The organism is Paracandidimonas soli, from assembly GCF_004342005.1.
Taxonomy (GTDB): Bacteria; Pseudomonadota; Gammaproteobacteria; order Burkholderiales; family Burkholderiaceae_B; genus Paracandidimonas; species Paracandidimonas soli.
In genome coordinates this window covers 89,677-107,630 of sequence record NZ_SMBX01000001.1, presented here as the reverse complement: position 1 = coordinate 107,630, position 17,954 = coordinate 89,677, and the positions used below count along the sequence as shown (strand labels likewise).

Annotated in this window: 16 protein-coding genes and 1 riboswitch; of the genes, 9 read left to right on the top strand and 7 right to left on the bottom strand. The window is 63.0% G+C overall.

Annotated features, from left to right (window positions below):
• The first annotated feature begins 66 nt into the window (after positions 1 to 66).
• Entirely contained in the window at positions 67 to 1,047 is a 981-nt protein-coding gene (locus tag EV686_RS00435; protein WP_132472359.1) for a Bug family tripartite tricarboxylate transporter substrate binding protein, read from the top strand.
• Between the two features lie 181 nt (positions 1,048 to 1,228).
• Positions 1,229 to 1,317: riboswitch (glycine riboswitch) on the top strand.
• Positions 1,318 to 1,464: 147 nt separating this feature from the next.
• On the top strand, positions 1,465 to 2,706 hold the full coding sequence (locus EV686_RS00430; protein ID WP_132472357.1) for a D-amino acid dehydrogenase: 1,242 nt from the start codon (positions 1,465 to 1,467) through the stop codon (positions 2,704 to 2,706).
• A 75-nt stretch (positions 2,707 to 2,781) separates the two neighbouring features.
• On the opposite strand, the gene EV686_RS00425 is transcribed toward EV686_RS00430, so the two are convergent.
• From EV686_RS00425 to EV686_RS00415, 3 genes are all read right to left on the bottom strand, one after another.
• Positions 2,782 to 3,120 carry a YegP family protein gene (locus tag EV686_RS00425; RefSeq protein ID WP_132473590.1) on the bottom strand — a complete coding sequence of 113 codons (339 nt, stop codon included), beginning with the start codon at positions 3,118 to 3,120 and terminating at the stop codon, positions 2,782 to 2,784.
• A 221-nt stretch (positions 3,121 to 3,341) separates the two neighbouring features.
• Positions 3,342 to 4,316: a Bug family tripartite tricarboxylate transporter substrate binding protein gene (locus EV686_RS00420; protein WP_132472355.1), complete on the bottom strand. Its 975-nt coding sequence runs from the start codon at positions 4,314 to 4,316 to the stop codon at positions 3,342 to 3,344.
• Between the two features lie 99 nt (positions 4,317 to 4,415).
• A complete protein-coding gene (locus EV686_RS00415; RefSeq protein WP_132472353.1) occupies positions 4,416 to 5,426 on the bottom strand; it encodes a LysR family transcriptional regulator in 1,011 nt (336 codons plus the stop codon).
• 167 nt (positions 5,427 to 5,593) lie between these two features.
• Here EV686_RS00415 and EV686_RS00410 point away from each other — a divergent pair, with 167 nt between their 5' ends.
• The 3 genes from EV686_RS00410 to EV686_RS00400 are packed head-to-tail and all read left to right on the top strand — an operon-like array spanning position 5,594 to position 8,979.
• Complete coding sequence (locus tag EV686_RS00410; protein WP_165972450.1) at positions 5,594 to 6,964, top strand: MmgE/PrpD family protein; 1,371 nt, start codon at positions 5,594 to 5,596, stop codon at positions 6,962 to 6,964.
• A 45-nt stretch (positions 6,965 to 7,009) separates the two neighbouring features.
• Positions 7,010 to 7,789, top strand: coding sequence for an enoyl-CoA hydratase/isomerase family protein (locus tag EV686_RS00405; protein WP_132472349.1), 780 nt, complete (start codon positions 7,010 to 7,012; stop codon positions 7,787 to 7,789).
• 2 nt (positions 7,790 to 7,791) lie between these two features.
• A complete protein-coding gene (locus EV686_RS00400) occupies positions 7,792 to 8,979 on the top strand; it encodes a CaiB/BaiF CoA transferase family protein (protein ID WP_132472347.1) in 1,188 nt (395 codons plus the stop codon).
• A 163-nt stretch (positions 8,980 to 9,142) separates the two neighbouring features.
• Here the strand turns inward: EV686_RS00400 and EV686_RS00395 are convergent, their stop codons facing one another.
• Positions 9,143 to 9,907, bottom strand: a complete 765-nt coding sequence (locus EV686_RS00395; protein ID WP_132472345.1) for an SDR family NAD(P)-dependent oxidoreductase — start codon at positions 9,905 to 9,907, stop codon at positions 9,143 to 9,145.
• 484 nt (positions 9,908 to 10,391) lie between these two features.
• On the opposite strand from EV686_RS00395, the gene EV686_RS00390 reads away from it, so the two are divergent.
• Positions 10,392 to 11,495, top strand: coding sequence for an SMP-30/gluconolactonase/LRE family protein (locus EV686_RS00390; protein WP_132472343.1), 1,104 nt, complete (start codon positions 10,392 to 10,394; stop codon positions 11,493 to 11,495).
• Positions 11,496 to 11,648: 153 nt separating this feature from the next.
• On the opposite strand, the gene gyrB is transcribed toward EV686_RS00390, so the two are convergent.
• The 3 genes from gyrB to dnaA form a co-directional block, all read right to left on the bottom strand.
• On the bottom strand, positions 11,649 to 14,099 hold the full coding sequence (gene gyrB, locus EV686_RS00385) for a DNA topoisomerase (ATP-hydrolyzing) subunit B (protein ID WP_132472341.1): 2,451 nt from the start codon (positions 14,097 to 14,099) through the stop codon (positions 11,649 to 11,651).
• A gap of 82 nt (positions 14,100 to 14,181) precedes the next feature.
• The gene (dnaN, locus tag EV686_RS00380) at positions 14,182 to 15,291 is read right to left on the bottom strand and encodes a DNA polymerase III subunit beta (RefSeq protein WP_132472339.1); all 1,110 of its coding nucleotides are present in this window, start codon (positions 15,289 to 15,291) and stop codon (positions 14,182 to 14,184) included.
• Positions 15,292 to 15,293: 2 nt separating this feature from the next.
• Entirely contained in the window at positions 15,294 to 16,703 is a 1,410-nt protein-coding gene (dnaA, locus tag EV686_RS00375; protein WP_132472337.1) for a chromosomal replication initiator protein DnaA, read from the bottom strand.
• Between the two features lie 274 nt (positions 16,704 to 16,977).
• Here dnaA and rpmH point away from each other — a divergent pair, with 274 nt between their 5' ends.
• From rpmH to yidD, 3 genes are all read left to right on the top strand, one after another.
• Positions 16,978 to 17,112 carry a 50S ribosomal protein L34 gene (rpmH, locus tag EV686_RS00370; protein ID WP_132472335.1) on the top strand — a complete coding sequence of 45 codons (135 nt, stop codon included), beginning with the start codon at positions 16,978 to 16,980 and terminating at the stop codon, positions 17,110 to 17,112.
• Between the two features lie 115 nt (positions 17,113 to 17,227).
• The gene (gene rnpA / locus EV686_RS00365; protein ID WP_243650684.1) at positions 17,228 to 17,545 is read left to right on the top strand and encodes a ribonuclease P protein component; all 318 of its coding nucleotides are present in this window, start codon (positions 17,228 to 17,230) and stop codon (positions 17,543 to 17,545) included.
• Positions 17,542 to 17,814 carry a membrane protein insertion efficiency factor YidD gene (gene yidD, locus EV686_RS00360; protein ID WP_132472331.1) on the top strand — a complete coding sequence of 91 codons (273 nt, stop codon included), beginning with the start codon at positions 17,542 to 17,544 and terminating at the stop codon, positions 17,812 to 17,814. The genes rnpA and yidD overlap by 4 nt, the downstream gene beginning before the upstream one ends.
• The last annotated feature ends 140 nt before the right edge of the window (positions 17,815 to 17,954 follow it).

Here is a 17,954-nt window from a genome sequence, read left to right as displayed (position 1 = left end):
CATCAAACCTTCACAGCCACACAACAATACCTATGGCTATAACGTAACGTTCTCACGAGGAGCATCATGAACTTCCGTCTCTTTTCCTGTGCAGCCGCCTTGTCGGCCTGCGCTCTCCTGACATCCGCCCCGGCCCAGGCCCAGACATTCCCGCCGGAAAAACCCATCAGTCTGATCGTCGGATTCGTCCCCGGCGGCGCAGCCGATGCCGCAGCCCGCATGATCGCCACCAAGCTGAGCGAAAACATCGGCAAGACCATCGTCGTCCAGAACAAGCCCGGCGCAGGCGGCAACATCGCCCACCAATGGGTTGCCAACGCCGACAGCGACGGCTCGGTCCTGCTGTTCGGCTCCGTCGGTCCCCTGACCATCGCCCCGCACATGATGAAGCTGAACTACGATCCCTTCAAGGATCTGGCAGCGGTTTCGGGAGGCGTGCATTTCCCCAACATCCTGGTCGTCCATAAAGGCGTCGGTGTAAAGACGCTTGCCGAGTTCGTGGATCTGTCGCGCAAGAAACCCGGCAGTGTCGACTTTGCCTCGACCGGCACCGGTTCCGCCTCCCACCTGGCCGGCGAGTTGCTGAACCAGCGCGCGGGCATCGACATGGTCCACGTCCCCTACAAGGGCGGTGGCCAGGCGATGCAGGACCTGCTTGGCGGGCGCGTCGCCTCCTACTTCTCCGCGCCCCCCACCGCCATGCAGCACATTCTGGCCGGCAACCTGATTCCGCTGGCAACCACGGGCCTGGAACGCCCGTCCTTCCTGCCGGCCGACATCCCGACGGTGGCCGAGTCCGGCTACCCCGGCTTCGAAGCCTTGAACTGGTACGCCTTCGTGGCGCCGGGCGCGACACCCGAGCCGATCCTGGACCGCTGGAACGAAGAAATCGTCAAGGTGCTCAACGACGAGGAAATCAAGAAAGCGCTCAACGAGCACGGCCTGGCGCCCCAGCCGACGACTCGCGCCGGGCTGACGGAGTTCATGCAAAAAGAATCGAAGCAGTGGGCGGAAATCATCCGCGAACGCAACCTGGCCGACAAGTAAGCCCCTAATCTCAAGCGCGGTCCGGACATCCTGGACCGCGCTTGCGCAGCAGTTGCCCCGGGGCGTTGCCGCTTCTTCGTGGATGGGGAAAGGCAACGCCCCGTTTTTCACCCATTGCCAAAATGCGGGACAGGCACCATAATGCCCGCACTTCCCGAACAAGGGCGGCCTGCGCCGCCCCCAGGATGTCGCAGGAGAGACCACGCCAGGCGTGGCGCCGATGGAGCAACCGCCCCGGAAACTCTCAGGCAAAAGGACTGCGACAGCCAACACCAATCTGGAGAGCAGCCTTTGGCAACAAAGGCTCACCGAAGGGGAATGACGCCTACGGGAAGCGCGTCAAAACTCTCAGGTATCCGTGACAGATGGGGCGCACGCCGAAGCGTTCGGCCGCAACCCTTGATTTACGGAACCATCATGACCCATATCGCCGTCATCGGCGCCGGCATTACCGGCGTCACCACAGCCTATGCCCTTGCAACGCAGGGCTATCGCGTCACCGTCCTCGACCGCAACCGCTATCCCGCCATGGAGACCTCGTTCGCCAACGGCGGCCAATTGTCGGCCAGCAACGCCGAGGTCTGGAACAGCACCGCCACCATTCTCAAAGGCCTGAAATGGATGACGCAGCGCGATGCGCCGCTGCTGCTCAACCCCAAGCCCGGCTGGCACAAATACAGCTGGCTGGCCGAGTTCGTCGGCCAGATCCGCAACTACCGCGCCAACACCATCGAAACCACGCGCCTGGCCATCGCCGCCCGCCAGCATCTGTTCGACATGGCGAAGAAGGAAGGCATAGACTTCGACCTGGAAAAGCGCGGCATCCTGCACGTCTACTACGACCGGGCCTCGTTCGAGACCGCGGGAAAGGCCAACCGGCTGATGGTGGAAGGCGGGCTGGAACGCCATGCCGTCACGCCCGAAGAGATCCGCACCATCGAGCCCTCGCTGCGCGGCAGCTATCACGCGGGCTTCTATACGCCGTCGGACTCCACCGGCGACATCCACAAGTTCACACGCGGGCTGGCCGAGGCCTGCAAACGCCACGGCGTCACGTTCCTGCAGGACGCCGCCATCCGCCGCGTGGCGGCCGACGCCACGGGCGCCCGCATCGAGTGGAGCGACACCTCCGGCGACAAGGACAACAGCGCCACCGAACTGCTGCAGGCCGATGGCGTCGTCGTCTGCGCGGGAGTCGGCAGCCGCGCCATCGCCGCGCAGCTTGGCGACAGGGTCAACGTCTATCCGGTCAAGGGCTATTCCATCACCGTTCACCTGGACGACGAAGACAGCAAGAGAAACGCCCCCTGGGTCAGCCTGCTGGACGAACAGGCCAAGATCGTCACCAGCCGGCTGGGCCAGCACAGGTTCCGCGTCGCGGGCACTGCGGAATACAACGGAGAGAACCGCAACATCAGGGCCGACCGCATCGAGCCGCTGGTGCGATGGACGCGCCATCACTTCGATGTCGACACCTCGCGCGTCGTGCCCTGGGCCGGCCTGCGCCCCATGATGCCCGACATGATGCCGCGCGTCGGCCGCGGCCGGCTGCCCGGGGTGTTCTACAACACGGGACACGGACACCTGGGCTGGACATTGTCGGCGGCGACAGCGGACTTGCTGGCGCGCGAAGTAGGAAAATCGCTGCCGGCGGGCTGATTGCCGCCGGATGAAAGAACAGAGGCCGCGCCTAATACCGGCGCGGCCCCGCACTCCTGGGGCGGTCCAGGAGACTCAGGTACCGGTATTGTCCTTGACGGTCTTTGTCAGCCCGTTGGTTTTGACGGACGCGATGCCGCTGTCGCGCGACTGCTCGGTCGCGTACATCTGGCTGGTCCCGATGACCTGGGAATTTGCCGCCTTCAGGTTGAAGTAGGCCTTGCCGCTGGACGATGTTTTCTTCTCGTAGCGCTCATCGAGCGGACTGTTCGTCTGGACCGAGGCGATGCCGTTCTCGGCGGAGGCCCTCGCCTTGTACAGCTCGCTTGTCAGAATGGTTTCGCCGTTGCCCGCTTTCAGGACAAAGCGGAACTGGCCATCCGAACTCTTGCTCAACTCATACCATCCGGCCATCATGATTCTCCTTTGATCAGTGGCTGATTCGCCCGTTGCAGAGTCGGCATTGCCGGCCGGGCCGGCAATGTCCTCTTCGCCAAGTATGACACCGAATCATGCCGCCTTGCCATCTATTGCGGCAACCCTACCAAGCTTGACAATTGCCCGCTCTGGAACGAATGCCGGCGCGCGGCCGGGGAAGCCGCGCGCCGGTGTGCATCAAGCCTGACCAGGCTGGATCATTCGGCCTTGATATTGTTTTCCTTGATCACGACCGCCCACTTGGCATACTCCTTCGTCAGGCGCTCCTTGGCTTCGCCGAGGGTGGTCGGCTGGGGCTGGACGCCCATGAAACCGAAGGTTTCCACCGTCTTGGGCGTCTTCAACGCTTTGACGACCGCGGCATTCAGCGCTTCCACCACGTCCTTGGGCGTTGCGGCGGGCACCAGCATGCTATAGGTGGAGACGACATCGAAACCTTTCAGGCCCGCTTCCGCCGGCGTGGGCAGGTTGGGCAAGGCCGGATTGCGCTCGGCGGTGGTGACCATCAGGCCCTTGATCCGGCCGCTGTCCTTGTTGGACACGACTGTGGGCGCCGTTGCGAACAGGACGTCGATCTGGCCTCCCATCAGGTCGACGATGGCCGGGCCGTTGCCGCGATAGGGAACGTGCACGGCGCCTCCCGGAACATTCTTGAAGAACAATTCCGCGGCAATATGCTCCAGTGAACCGACGCCGGTGGAACCATAGTCCAGCTTATGCGATTTGGCGTACTCCAGCAGTTCGGCCACATTGTTGACCGGAAGGTGCGGATTCACCATGAGCACCATGGGCTGCACGCCAAGCAGGCTCACCGGCGTGAAATCCTTCTCCAGATCGTAGCCGACCTTGTCGCCGTAAAGAATGCCGTTGATGCGATACGTGGTCGTAGGCGCAACCAGCACGGTATAGCCGTCCGCCGCGCCCTTTGCCACGGATGCCGCGCCGATATTGCCGGAAAAACCGCCGCGGTTGTCGACGATCACGCTCTGTCCGGTTACCTGGGACAGTTGCGAGCCCACCAGGCGGGCGATCGCGTCGGCGCCGCCGCCCGGGGGATAGCCGATGACGATGGTGATCGGCTTGGAAGGATAGGCCTGGGCCTGGACGGCTGGCGCAGCCGCGAATGCAAACGCAACCCCCAGCAGCATATGGAATACGGTGGATAGTTTCATGACTGAACCCTCTTGGGTAATGTGTTCGGAAGCACCGCTATTGCGATGCCTGCGCCAGTCTACACTTATCCAGCTTATTCTAACAATAAGTAAAATTAATCATTTAGGGTTATCCATAATCTCCGCCCATGGCGCCAGGCGCTTGATCTGCGGCACCCACTGGTGCTTGAGGATGGTCCTGGCCGTGGCGGAGACCCGCTCCCACAGGGCGACATGCTCATCGTTGTGCGCCACCACGCGCAAGGTCCGATATGCCCCCTCTCCGGGCAGGGGAAGATACTGGTACTCATCGGCCGCCGCCCGGGTTCTCAGCACGCACAGCGGAGTGGTGATCGTCCAGCCCAGGCCGGCGCGCACCATCGCCAGCACGGCATCAGACGTATCGAATTCGTACTCGCGCGGCAGGGACAATCCGTGCTGCCGGAAATAGAAATCGACTTTCCGGCCCAGGAACGTGCCCGCGCTGTACCGGATGAACGGCAACGTCTGGCCAAGCGCCTCCAGATCGTCGCTCCGGCCGGAAAATCCTTTGGGAACGATGATGAAGAGCGGCTCCCTGAGCAGGGGAAGATCCAGCAGCCGGGGGGCGTCGCCGATCTCGTCCGAAGTGATGATCAGGTCGATGCGCTGCTCCACAAGGCCGCGCACATCGGTGCCCGACACGCCGGACGTCACCGACCAGCGTGACGCCATGCCCGTGATCTCGCGCAGCAGCACAGGCCCCACCGTACTGGCGAAGGAGTCGACCATGCCCATGCGCAACAGCGGCAGCCTGGCGTTCTGCTGCAGTCCGACCAGTTGCTCCAGCTCGCGCGAACGATGCAGCAGCTCGATGGCCCGCTCGTAGAACGTGGTGCCGAACAGCGTCAGCTGGATCTGCCGCTTCGACCGGATGATCAACTGCGTCCCCAGGCCGGCCTCTATGGTGCCGATGGCCTGGGAAACCGCGGACTGCGTCATGCCCAGGCGCTTTGCCGCGTGCGTCATGCCGTCCTCCTGGACGACCGCCACGAAGATCTCGATCAGGCGCAGGTTCAGCCACCCCCTGCCGGTGGGCTGCCCCTTGGAGGCGGAGGAGGATGTGGTTTTTTTCGTCGAAGTTTTCTGCATATTTTTCGCCACAGGCTTGTGCGTTTTATATCAAATCACTAATATATAAAATAATTAAATCTAATTATAAGGAGGCATGCCCCACGCATCCCTCCTTACCGTTTCCAACCGCCAGCATACGCCTTGCCGGCATTTACAAGCTTGTCATTCTGCACCCAGGAACCCACATGCAAACCAATCCTACTCTACCAGTGACGAAAACTCTCGCTGAATTTGTCGCCAACCTGACTTGGGACAAGCTGCCCAGCGCCGTACGGGAAGAAGGCCGCCTGGCCATTGCAGACACCATCGGCGGCGCAATCGCCGCCGTAAACGAGCCGGCGACCCATGCCGTGCTCGCCATCAGCGAGGACGATCAGGGCACGACCAGCGCGGTCTGGGGCTCGACGCGGCGCGCAACGCCTCGCAGCGCCGCCCTGATCAACGGCACCATGGCGCACGCGCACGACATCGACGACACCAACCCTTCCATGCGCGGCCACCCCTCGTGCCCGGTCGTCCCGGCTATTTTCGCACTTGCCGCCAAATTCGGCGCCACCGGCCAGGATCTGGTCACAGCCTATGTCGCTGGCGTGGAAATCGCCACCAAGCTCGGCCGCGCCGTCAACATGACGCACTACAACAAAGGCTGGCATACCACACTGACGCTGGGAACGCTGGGCGCGGCCGCCGCCTGCGCCAGGCTGCTCAAGCTGGATGCCGAACAGACCGCCGTCGCCCTGGCCATCGCCGGCTCGCGCGCGGGCGGCCTGGTCGCCAACTTCGGCACCATGACCAAGCCCATCCACTCCGGTTTCGCCGCGGAAAGCGGCGTGACGGCGGCGCTGCTGGCGCGCGCCGGCGCCTCGGCGAACCCCGATGCGCTGGAAGCGAAGAACGGCTTCTTCGACCTGTTCGTCGGCCTGGACAAAGTGCAGCCCGCCCTGGCGCTGGAAGCCCTGAACGAGCGTTTCGACCTCGTGGACCCCGGCAATATCTACAAGCAGTACCCGACCTGCTCGCTGACGCACTGCGCCATCGACATGCTGCTCGACGGCCAGGCCGACGGCACGATCAAGCCGGACCAGATCGAATCCATCGAGTGCGCGGTCGGCTACCGCTGCGAAAGCACGCTGCCCTACCACAACGCCCGCACAGGCCTGGAAGGCAAGTTCAGCATGGAATACTGCCTGGCCGCCGCGCTGGTCTACGGCCAGGTCACGTTCGCCGAATTCCAGGACGACAAGGTGACGGCTCCCGCCATCGCCGACATGCACAAGAAGATCCACCTTTACACCCATCCGGACCTGACCACGCCGGAATCCGTGCCGTACGACTTCACCGACATCGTCATCAAGCACCGCGACGGCTCGACATTCCACGGCCGCGAACAGAAGGCCAAGGGGGATCCCGCCAAGCGCTGGTCCGTGGAGCAGTTCAAGGGCAAGTTCGTCCAGTGCGCGGGCCCCGTCCTGGGGGCCGAACAGGCAGGCAAGCTGTGGGACGACCTGTACCGCCTGGATACGCTGCCCGCAAGCGAGCTGAAGGCCCTGATCTGACGGCCCGGCCGCCGCACTCCCGCATCACCGAAAGGAAGAATCATCATGTCATATGCAGTCGAAGGCGTCACCGAGCTCCTGGAGATCAATGTCCAGGACAAGATCGCCACCCTTACGCTGAACCGCCCCCAGGTACTGAACGCACTCAACCATGAACAGCGCGCCAACCTGGAAGCCGCCTTCCGCGCGCTGGATGCCGACGAAAACGTTCGCGTCATCGTCCTGAGGGGCAATGGCCGCGCTTTCTGCGCCGGTCAGGACCAGAAGGAAAGCGCCTCCATGGACGCGGACGGCGCGCACCGCCGCATCGAGGGTTATGCCTCGCTCTATACCCTGATGCGCAGCCTGAGCAAGCCCATCATCGCCCGCATCCACGGCTACGCCACAGGCGCCGGCCTGCAGCTCGCACTGCTGTCCGACCTGCGCATCGCGTCGGACGACGCCAAGATCGGCATGACCGAACTCAACGTTGGCTCCGCCGCCATCATGGGCAGCGCCTTCCTGCTGCCGCTGATCGGCGAAGCGGAAATGCGCCGCCTGGTCATGCTGTCGGAATTCGTTCCCGCCGAGAAAGCCATGACGATGAAGCTGCTGCACGAAGTCCTGCCCGCGGATGCGCTGGACGCGCGGGTAGCGGAAATCGCCACCAGAATGGCCGGCTGGCCCCCGCTGGGCATCGCGCTGACCAAAGAATGGTGGCGCAAGATGGGCGACGAGCTGTTCTTCGCCGCCATGGACCAGGCCCGCGAATCGCATGCCAGAAACTTCGCCGCCGGCGGCCTTTCCCACGGCGCCAAGAAATTCCTCGAACGCGAAAGGAGTTGAGCATGGCACAGCTTCCTTTGAGCGGCGTCCGCATCCTGGACCTGACGCAAGCGCTGGCCGGCCCGTTCGCCACGATGATCCTGGCGGACCTGGGCGCCGAAGTCATCAAGATCGAATCGCCCTCGGGCGACCTGACGCGCACGACTCCGCCGCACATCATCCAGGGCACGTCGCTGTACTTCCTGACCAACAACCGCAACAAGCGCGGCATGATGCTCGACCTGAAGGACGCCAACGCGCTGGAAGCCTTCTATGACTTGTGCAAGGTCGCGGACGTGGTCATCTACAACTTCAGCGAAGGCGTGGTCGACCGGCTGAAGATCGACGCCGACACCCTGCGCGCCATCAATCCGGAACTGATTGTCTGCAACATGACCGGTTACGGACGCAAAGGCCCGGATGCGCGCCGCCGCGCTGTCGACCCCATCGTCCAGTCGCTCGCGGGCGCCGTCAGCATCACCGGCGTCCCCGGGGGCGAGCCGGTGCGCGCCGGCGTCGCGACGGCCGACCTGTCCACCGGCCTGTATGCCGCCATCGGCGTGCTTGCCGCGCTGCATGGCCGCTCCCAGACCGGCAAGGGCAGCAGCGTGGAGGCCAGCCTGTTCCACTCGCAGCTGAGCCTGCTCAACTACGTGGCCACTTACTGCGCCCATTCCGGCGAAATCCCGCAGCCCGTCGGTTCCGGCCACCCCGGCACGGTACCGTCGCAAGTCTTCAGGACGGCGGACGGCTGGGTCACGATCGACGCGGGATTCGACCGCCACTTCCAGACGCTGTGCCGCATCCTGGACAAGGAGCACTTGTCCAAGGATCCCCGCTTCATCACGCGCCAGATGCGCGCCCGGAATCGCGGCGAACTGCTGCCCACCCTCGTTGCGGAAATCGAAAAGCGCACGACGGGCGAATGGGTGCGCATCCTGGACGAGGCCGGCATTCCCTGCGGCAAGGTGAACAACGTCAAGGAAGCGCTGGAATCCCCGCAAAGCGAGGCCTACCATTCACTGCGCGACGTGGAATACCGGGGCGAGCGCGTCAAGGTCCTGGCCACGCCCGTCTGGTTCGAAGGCGACAGCCTGCACCCCGTCAATCCTCCGCCCGAGCTCGGCGAGCACACGGCAGAAATCCTGCAGTCCCTGCTGGGCTACGACGAAGCGCGCATCAACGCTCTGACGTCGTCCGCCACGGCCTGAGGCCGTTCGACGTAACCCCCCGCCCGAGGCCGGCGCGAAGAAGACGAGACGAGCCCTTCGCGCCGCATCTTTGGCCGGCCACGATCCGATATACGCCGGAACCGCCGGACGAGGGGCCTCGTCCTGAGAAACGAAACCTGCGCTTCGTCCCCAGGCTCATACATCAATACAGCGACTCTCCGCCATTCAGGTGGATCAGCTGGCCCGTCACATAGCTCGTTCCGGCCGCCAGGAACAGACAGCAGTCCGCCGCGTCTTCCGCAGTGCCCAGGCGCCGCAGGGGCATGGTCTTGACCGCTTCCGCCCACAGCTCGCGATAATTGGGATAGTGGGTCTCGTCGCGTATCGTATCCATCTTGCCCGGGGCGATCGTGTTCGCCGTAATGTTGTATTCGCCGAACTCCACGGCAATCGCCTTGGCCAGCGCATGCAGGCCCGCCTTGGCCGTGACATTGTGCGCGCGGTTGGCGTATGTGAAGAAACCGTCCCGGCCGGACATATGGATGATCCGGCCCCATCTCCTGTCGCGCATGGACGGCAGCACGGCGCGCGCCAGATAGAAGGCGGAGCTGAGGCTGGTCTCGATCACGCGCCGCCAGTCCTCGACCGAAATGTCCAGGAACGCCTGGCGCGGGCGCAGGCCGACGTTGGACACGGCGATATCCACGGAGCCGAAACGCTGCAATGCCTCATCCACCATAGCCTGCACCTGATCGGGCTGTGTCACGTCCGCCTGGACGCACATGGCCTGCACGCCAAGCGCCTCGGCCTCCTCGGCCACGCTGCGCAGCGCATCCATGTCGCTGCGGCCATTGAGCACGACATTGGCTCCCGCCCGAGCAAACCCCAGCGCAATCCCGCGCCCGAGGTTGCGCCCCGAACCGGTCACAAGCGCAGTGCGACCCTCCAACGACAAACTCACCGCCATGACGTCCTCCTGTGACCACGCGCCTATGCGCAAGCCTCGCCCTTCAGGGCGAGGTCAAGCGAGGCAAATTTAAATACGGCACCGCAGGTGCCCCCGTATTGTGGCGGAGAAGCTCCGGCCGATATGGCCGGAGTTCTTCACTGTTGCATGGCAGATTCCGGATGGATGCGACGCGCCTGCCATGGGTAAAACCATGGCATCAATAATAACTAATGATAGATATTATTAAAACTAATTTATTTCCATTGTTGCGCTGCCCATTGCCCAAGCTCCAGCCTGAGAAAAGGGATTCGGGCCGCTGCAAACCGAAAGAAAATCGGCCAACTCTCGGCCATATTTCTTTCTGTCATATGTTGTCATACAACAATGCTGTCCAAGCCCGAACGCTGGAGGTAACATTCCATGATACGAAAAGCGCGGCGGCACAGTCACGCATTGGGCAGGGCAGCATTCCGTCGCGATCCATCCAAGCGAGGAGACCACGATGCAAGCAGGAAGAACCAACACCCGCCGGGAGTTCTTGAAGCTGGCGGCAGGCACGGGCGCCGCGGCCATGGGGGGCAGCGTCTTTGCACAAGCGTTCGACTTCAAGCCGAACCAGCGCTATCCCGATCCCGCCGTACAGGTGCTCGATCCGAGCTTTGCGAAATACCGCATCTACAGCAGCACCATCGAACAGCTCGCCACGGGGATGCGCTGGGCCGAAGGGCCGGTATATTTCCCCGAGGACGGGGGCTATGTGCTGGTCAGCGACATCCCCAACAACCGCATCATGCAATACAGCGAAAAAGACGGCAGTTTCAGCGTCTTCCGGCAGCCGGCCAATTGGGCCAACGGCAATACGCGCGACCGCCAGGGCAGGCTCATCACCTGCGAACACTCCGAAACCCGCCGTGTGGTGCGTACCGAAAAGGACGGCTCGCAAACCGTCCTGGCCGACAAGTTCGAAGGCAAGCGGCTCAACGCGCCCAACGACGTCGTCGTCAAATCAGACGATACGATCTGGTTTACGGATCCCTTGTTCGGCATCAATGGCGAATGGGAGGGCTTTCGCGCCACGCCCGAGCAAGCGACGACGAATGTCTATCGCATTGCCTCCGACGGCAACCTGACCGCCGTCATCACCGATCTCGTCAATCCCAACGGCCTCGCCTTCTCGCCTGACGAGAAGAAACTGTACGTGGTGGAATGGAAAGGCACGCCCAACCGCAGCATCTGGAGCTACGATGTCAACGACGATGGCACGGTCGCCAACAAGACCAAGCTGATCGACGCCTCCGACCATGGAGCTCTCGATGGCTTCAAGGTTGATCGCGACGGCAATCTGTGGTGCGGCTGGGGCAGCAACGGCGCCCTGCAGGACAAGCCTGCCGACCAGGGCGGCCGCAAGGTCTATCAGCTGAAAGGCAAGTCCGAAGAACTCGACGGCGTCATGGTGTTCAACGCCGAAGGCAAGGCGCTGGCCCACATCGCCCTGCCCGAGCGCTGCGCCAACCTGTGCTTCGGCGGCCCCAAGAACAACCGCCTGTACATGGCCAGTTGCCATTCGCTGTATGCGTTCTACGTGGAGGCGTTCGGGGCGGTGTGAAACCAGGCTAGCATTCCCGCATTGCGGCACGGAAGCCCCGAATGGAAAACGGGCTCCGGCAATATCCGGAGCCCGTTTCGTTTTCCCGTGTTGCTGCGGAATGCCTCAGCTAGAGGGCGAATCGGTTTTCATGCATGATGAAAACCAGCGCGATCACACGTCGATATTGGCCGCCTGCAGCGCATGCGATTCGATGAAGGCGCGGCGCGGTTCGACGTTGTCGCCCATGAGCGTGGCGAAGATCTGGTCGGCTTCGATCATGTCTTCGATTTCCACGCGCAGCAGACGGCGCACCTTGGGATCCATGGTGGTCTCCCACAACTGCTCGGGGTTCATCTCGCCCAGGCCCTTGTAGCGCTGCTTGCTGACGCCGCGATCGGCCTCGGCACGCAGCCACTGCATGGCTTCTCGGAAGTCGCTCACCGGCTTTTCCTTGCGCTTGTCGCCTTCGCCGCGCGTCACGACCGCGCCTTCGCCGATCAGGCCAAGGAAGGTCTTCGCAGCGCGCGAAAGGGTGGCGTAGTCTCCGCCACGCACGAAAGTGCGATCCAGCACCGTCACGCGCACATTGCCGTGATGCATGCGGCGGATCGTCACGCGCCAGCTTTCGGTTGCTTCGTCGTGCTCGGGCACGACCGTCACGCGTCCGGGGTCAAGCGGATCGCACAATGCATCGGCCAGCCGCTGCGCGCTGGCAGCGGCCTGCGCCTCGTCGTCGAGATTGATCTCCACGCCCTCGGCCAGGGCGGACAGCGCCTGCGGATCCATCATGCGCGACAGGCGGTTGATCACGCCGTCGGCCAGCACATAGTTGCGCGCCAGTTCCGCCAACGTTTCTCCGTCGATGGGCGCGGCGCCCTCGCGCGGCAAGAGGGCGGCATCCTTCAGGGCCAATTGGAGCATGTACTGCGCTTCTTCCTGCTCATCCTTGAGATAGCGCTCATCACGACCGACCTTGACCTTGAACAGCGGCGGTTGCGCAATGTAGACATGGCCGCGCTCCACCAGTTGCGGCATCTGGCGGTACAGCAGGGTCAGCAGCAGCGTGCGAATGTGCGCGCCGTCGACGTCCGCGTCGGTCATGATGATGATGCGGTGGTAGCGCAGCTTGTCGATGTTGAAGTCCGGACCGATGCTGGTTCCCAGCGCCGTGATCAGCGTGGCGATCTGCTCGCTGGCGATCAGGCGGTCGAAACGCGCCTTTTCCACGTTGAGCACCTTGCCGCGCAGCGGCAGGATGGCCTGGAACTTGCGGTCGCGGCCCTGCTTGGCCGAACCGCCCGCCGAGTCGCCCTCGACGATGTACAGCTCGCACAGGGCGGGATCCTTTTCCTGGCAGTCCGCCAGCTTGCCCGGCAGGCCGGCGCCTTCCAGCACGCTCTTGCGGCGCGTCATTTCGCGCGCCTTGCGCGCGGCTTCGCGGGCGCGGGCGGCTTCGATGATCTTGCCGCAAAGCGCCTTGGCGTCGTTGGGATTTTCGAGCAGCCAGGTTTCCAGCGTGCGGCTGACGGCCTCTTCGACCGCGGGACGCACTTCGCTGGACACCAGCTTGTCCTTGGTCTGGCTGCTGAACTTGGGCTCGGGCACCTTGACCGACAGCACGCAGGCCAGGCCTTCGCGCATGTCGTCGCCCGTGGTTTCCACCTTGGCCTTCTTGGCCAGCTCGTTGTCGGCGATGTACTTGTTCAGCACGCGCGTCATGGCCGCGCGCAGGCCCGTCAGGTGCGTGCCGCCGTCGCGCTGCGGAATGTTGTTGGTGAAGCACAGCACGGTTTCCGCGTAGCTGTCGTTCCATTGCATGGCGACTTCGACGCCGACCTGGACGCCGCCGGCGCTGGAGTCCGTCGTGACCGAGAACACGTTCGGGTGCAGCACCGTCTTGCCGCGATTGATGTACTCGACGAAGCCCTTCACGCCGCCCAGGAATGCGAAGTTTTCTTCCTTGCCCTGGCGCTCGTCGAGCAGGCGGATCTTCACGCCATTGTTCAGGAACGAGAGCTCGCGCAGGCGCTTGGCCAGGATCTCGTAGTGGTATTCGATATTATTGAAGATTTCCGCATCGGCCAGATAGCGCACCTGCGTGCCGGTCTTGTCGGCATCGCCTGTGACCGCCAGCGGCTCCTTGCGCTCGCCCCGGTTGAACACGATCTCGTGCGTCTTGCCGTTGCGCCAGATGGTCAGTTGCAGCCATTCCGACAGCGCGTTCACGCAGGACACGCCCACGCCGTGCAGGCCGCCGGACACTTTGTAGGAGTTCTGGTCGAACTTGCCGCCGGCGTGCAGCTCCGTCATGACGATTTCCGCGGCGCTGCGCTGGTACTCATCGTCCTTGTGGATGTCGGTGGGAATGCCTCGGCCATTGTCCGTCACCGAGATGCTGTTGTCGGCGTGGATGGTCACGACGATGTCATCGCAATGGCCCGCCAGCGCTTCGTCGATGGCGTTGTCCACCACCTCGAATACCATGTGGTGCAGGCCTGTGCCGTCGGACGTGTCGCCGATGTACATGCCCGGACGCTTGCGCACGGCCTCCAGGCCCTTGAGCATCTTGATGGAATCCGCACCGTAGCCTGTGTTGGCCGTGCTCGTGGTTTGTTCTGACATGGTTGGAACCTTTAATGGGCCTCGCGGCCATCTGCAGGCGGCGCATGGCGCCGGCCTGTTTTACTGGAATGCCCCCTGCGTATCAGATACGCATCGGCATGACGACGTACTTGAAGTTATCGTCGTCGGGCAGGGTAATGAGCGCCGAAGCATTGGCGTCGGGCTGGACCGACCAGCGCACCGTCTCGACCTTGACGTTCGCCAGGGCGTCGAGAAGGTAGCTGACGTTGAATCCGACATCCAGCGCCTCGTGGCTGTAGTCGACATCGATCTCTTCCTGCGCCTCTTCCTGCTCGGCGTTGGAGGACGAGATCTTCAGCAGGTTTTCGCCCAGTTGCAGGCGCACGCCCTTGAGCTTGTCCGTGGTCAGGATGGCGGCGCGCTGCAGGCTGCCCTGCAGGGTTTCGCGATTGACCAGGAAATGGCGCGTGTAGTTCGTGGGAATGACGCGCGTGAAATCGGGGAACTTGCCTTCGACCAGCTTGGAGATGAGCTCCACCTCGCCGAAGCGGAAGCGAATCTGGCCGGCGGCCACGTCGATGGAGACGGGCTCTTCGGTTTCCGCCAGCAGACGCTGCATCTCGAGGACCGTCTTGCGCGGCACGATGATTTCATGACGCTCGGACACGCCTTCGACCGCCGTGCCGGCATGCGCCAGGCGATGGCCGTCGGTGGCCACGGCGCGCACATAGCCGGGCTCGAACACGAACAGCAGGCCGTTCAGGTAATAGCGGATATCCTGCTGCGCCATGGCGAAGTGCACCATGTTGAACAGGTGGCGCAGCGTCTTCTGCGGCAGGGTCAGCGACACCGTCCATTGCTCGGGCTGCGACAGCGTGGGAAACTCGGCCGCATCGAGAGTCTGCAGCGCGAAACGGCTCTTGCCCGACTGCACTGACAGCTTGCCGCTCGCCAGGCCCAGGCGCACGTCGTCGGAATCGGGCAGCGCGCGGAGAATATCCAGCAGCTTGCGTGCCGCAACCGTCGTGGACTCAGTGCTGTCGCCCACGCCGAACTGCGCGTGCGTGGTGATCTGCACTTCGAGGTCGGTGGCGACGAACGCGACACTGTCAGCCTGCTTGCGCACCAGGATGTTCGCAAGAATGGGCATCGTGTTACGGCGTTCTACGATCCCGGCTACCGTCGACAGCGGCTTGAGCAGCGCATCACGAGTCGTTTGTACGAGTTGCATGGTTATCCTTTCAAGGTTTGTTCTAGCACGTGAAGGGCGTGATTTAGTTCGGTCTGCTTCAGGCGCGCATCGGATATCTTGCGCACCGCATGCAGCACCGTGGTGTGGTCCCGCCCTCCGAACAAATCACCAATTTCGGGAAGGCTTTTCTGGGTAAGCTCCTTGGCCAGGTACATGGCGATCTGGCGCGGCAAGGCAATATTGGCAGGCCTGCGTTTCGAGTACATGTCCGCCACTTTGATCTTGTAGAAATCTGCCACCGTCTTCTGGATGTTTTCCACGGTGATCTGCCCGTTGGAAACCGACAGCAGGTCTTTCAACGCCTCTTTGCAGACATCGACGCTCAGCACCTCGCGGCCGTGGAAGCGCGCATAGGCCGATACCTTGCGCAATGCGCCTTCCAGCTCGCGCACGTTGCTGCGCAGGTGCTTGGCGATGAAGAACGCCACTTCCTCCGGCATGGTGATGCCTTCGGTCTTCGACTTGCGCAGCAGAATGGCGACGCGCATCTCCAGCTCGGGCGGCTCGATGGCCACCGTCAGGCCGGAATCGAAGCGCGAAATAAGGCGGCTGTCGATATTGGCCAGTTCCTTGGGGTAGGTGTCGGATGTGATGATGATCTGCTTGCGCTGCGCCACCATGGCCTCGAACGCATAGAAGAACTCTTCCTGCGTGCGGTTCTTGCCCGCGAAAAACTGGATATCGTCGATCAGCAGCAGATCGAGCGAATGATAGTAGCGCTTGAAATCGTCGAACGCCTTGCGCTGATAGGCCTTGACCACGTCGGACACATACTGGTCGGCATGCACGTAGCGCACGCGCGCATTGGCATTGGAAGCCAGCAGCGCATTGCCGATGGCATGGATCAGGTGCGTCTTGCCCAGGCCGACGCCGCCGTACAGGAACAGCGGGTTGTAGGAAACGCCGGGGTTCTCGGCCACCTGCAGCGCGGCGGCGCGAGCCAGTTGGTTGGCCTTGCCGGTGACGAAGTTGTCGAACGTCAGGTCGGTATGCAGGCGGGAACGGTCGTGCACGGCCTCGGCAGCCACGGCGGCAGGCCCGGGAGCAGGGGCCGAAGCCGCCATGTGCGGCCTCTCGGACAGGGGAATGGCCGGGACTGCGGGAGCGGGCGCCGCCGACGGCGCGCCGCGCATCGCGCTTCCGGTGCTGCCGGCCAGCTCGAACGACACCTGGACCGGCCTCTCGTAGTATTCCGTCGCCAGGGATTCGATTTGATGCAGGAAATTCTTGCGTACCCAGTCCAGCTTGAAGCGGTTCGGCGCGGACACGCGCAACAACGCCTGCGTTTCATCGAACGCAAGCGGCACGAGGGGTTTGATCCAGGCGCTGATCTGCTGCGGAGGAAGCTCCTGCTCCAGACGCCGGACGCAAGTCTGCCAAAATTCGTTCATGCTCGTCACAAGGCTAAACCTCGATTCTACCCTGTCCGGCGGCATGTTATCCACATGCCCGTCACCCCGAAATGCGGGGAAAACACGATAACCATTTGACTAATCACCAATAATTTGATGAAATGATGGGCTTTTCCCAAGAATTACCCTGACGCTTGGCCTTTGTACCTGCTGAAATGACTCGGGCCGCAGGCCCAGTTCGCCGACAAGTACAGAGCATGCAGCCGAGTTTACCTGGCTGCGCCCGGCGTATTTTTTATTTTCGGATCCTTCCATGAAACGCACCTTCCAGCCTTCCGTTACCCGCCGCAAGCGCACTCACGGCTTTCGCGTTCGCATGAAAACGCGCGCTGGCCGCGCCGTCATCAATGCACGCCGCGCCAAGGGCCGCAAGCGCCTGGCCGTCTAAGGTCTTGACCGAGGCCAGGTCTGCCACAGACACGGCGCAGGAGGCCGAACCGCTTCCTGCAGGTACTGCGCATTCCTTTCCTCCTTCGGCCCGACTGCATCGCCCCTCGGAATTCATGCATGCCCTCAAAGGCATGCGTGTCGCCAGGGGCGATTTGTTTGTCCTGAACACGCCCGGAACCATCGCCCAGGCAGGCGAGGCTTCCGCTCGCCTGGGTCTGGTCATCGCCAAGCGCTTTGCTCCGCATGCGGTCACGCGCAATACGATCAAGCGCGTACTGCGCGAAGCATTCCGCCACCAGGCGGCGCAACTGCCTCCACGGGACTATGTATTCCGACTGCACTCCCGCGTCGGGGAAGCCTCGCTGACCCAACTGCGGCGACAGGTGCGCCAGGAGGCCGACCGGCTGCTGCGCAAGGCGCGACAGCGATGATCAGCGCCTTTTTCATCGGCCTGATCCGGCTGTACCGCTACCTGCTCAGCCCCTGGGTAGGCCAGAACTGCCGCTTCACGCCCACCTGTTCAGCCTACACCATCGAGGCCATCCAGACCCACGGGGCCTTTCGCGGCGTGTTTCTCGGCATCTGGCGCATCCTGCGGTGCAACCCTCTGTGCAAAGGCGGACACGACCCGGTTCCTCCGCCACGCGGCGGGCAGTCCAACGGCGACAAACCTCGCTGCGACGGCCATCACCACCACTGACGCGCCGCCATGCCCCTGAACCATACCTACCCGTGCAACGCCAGGCGGACCAGCCCGGGCATTCCGGCAAGCCGGGGCTCCAGGCATCCGGCACCCTCAACCGTCGTCAGGACCATACGCAGAATGCCAAGCTGCGTTAA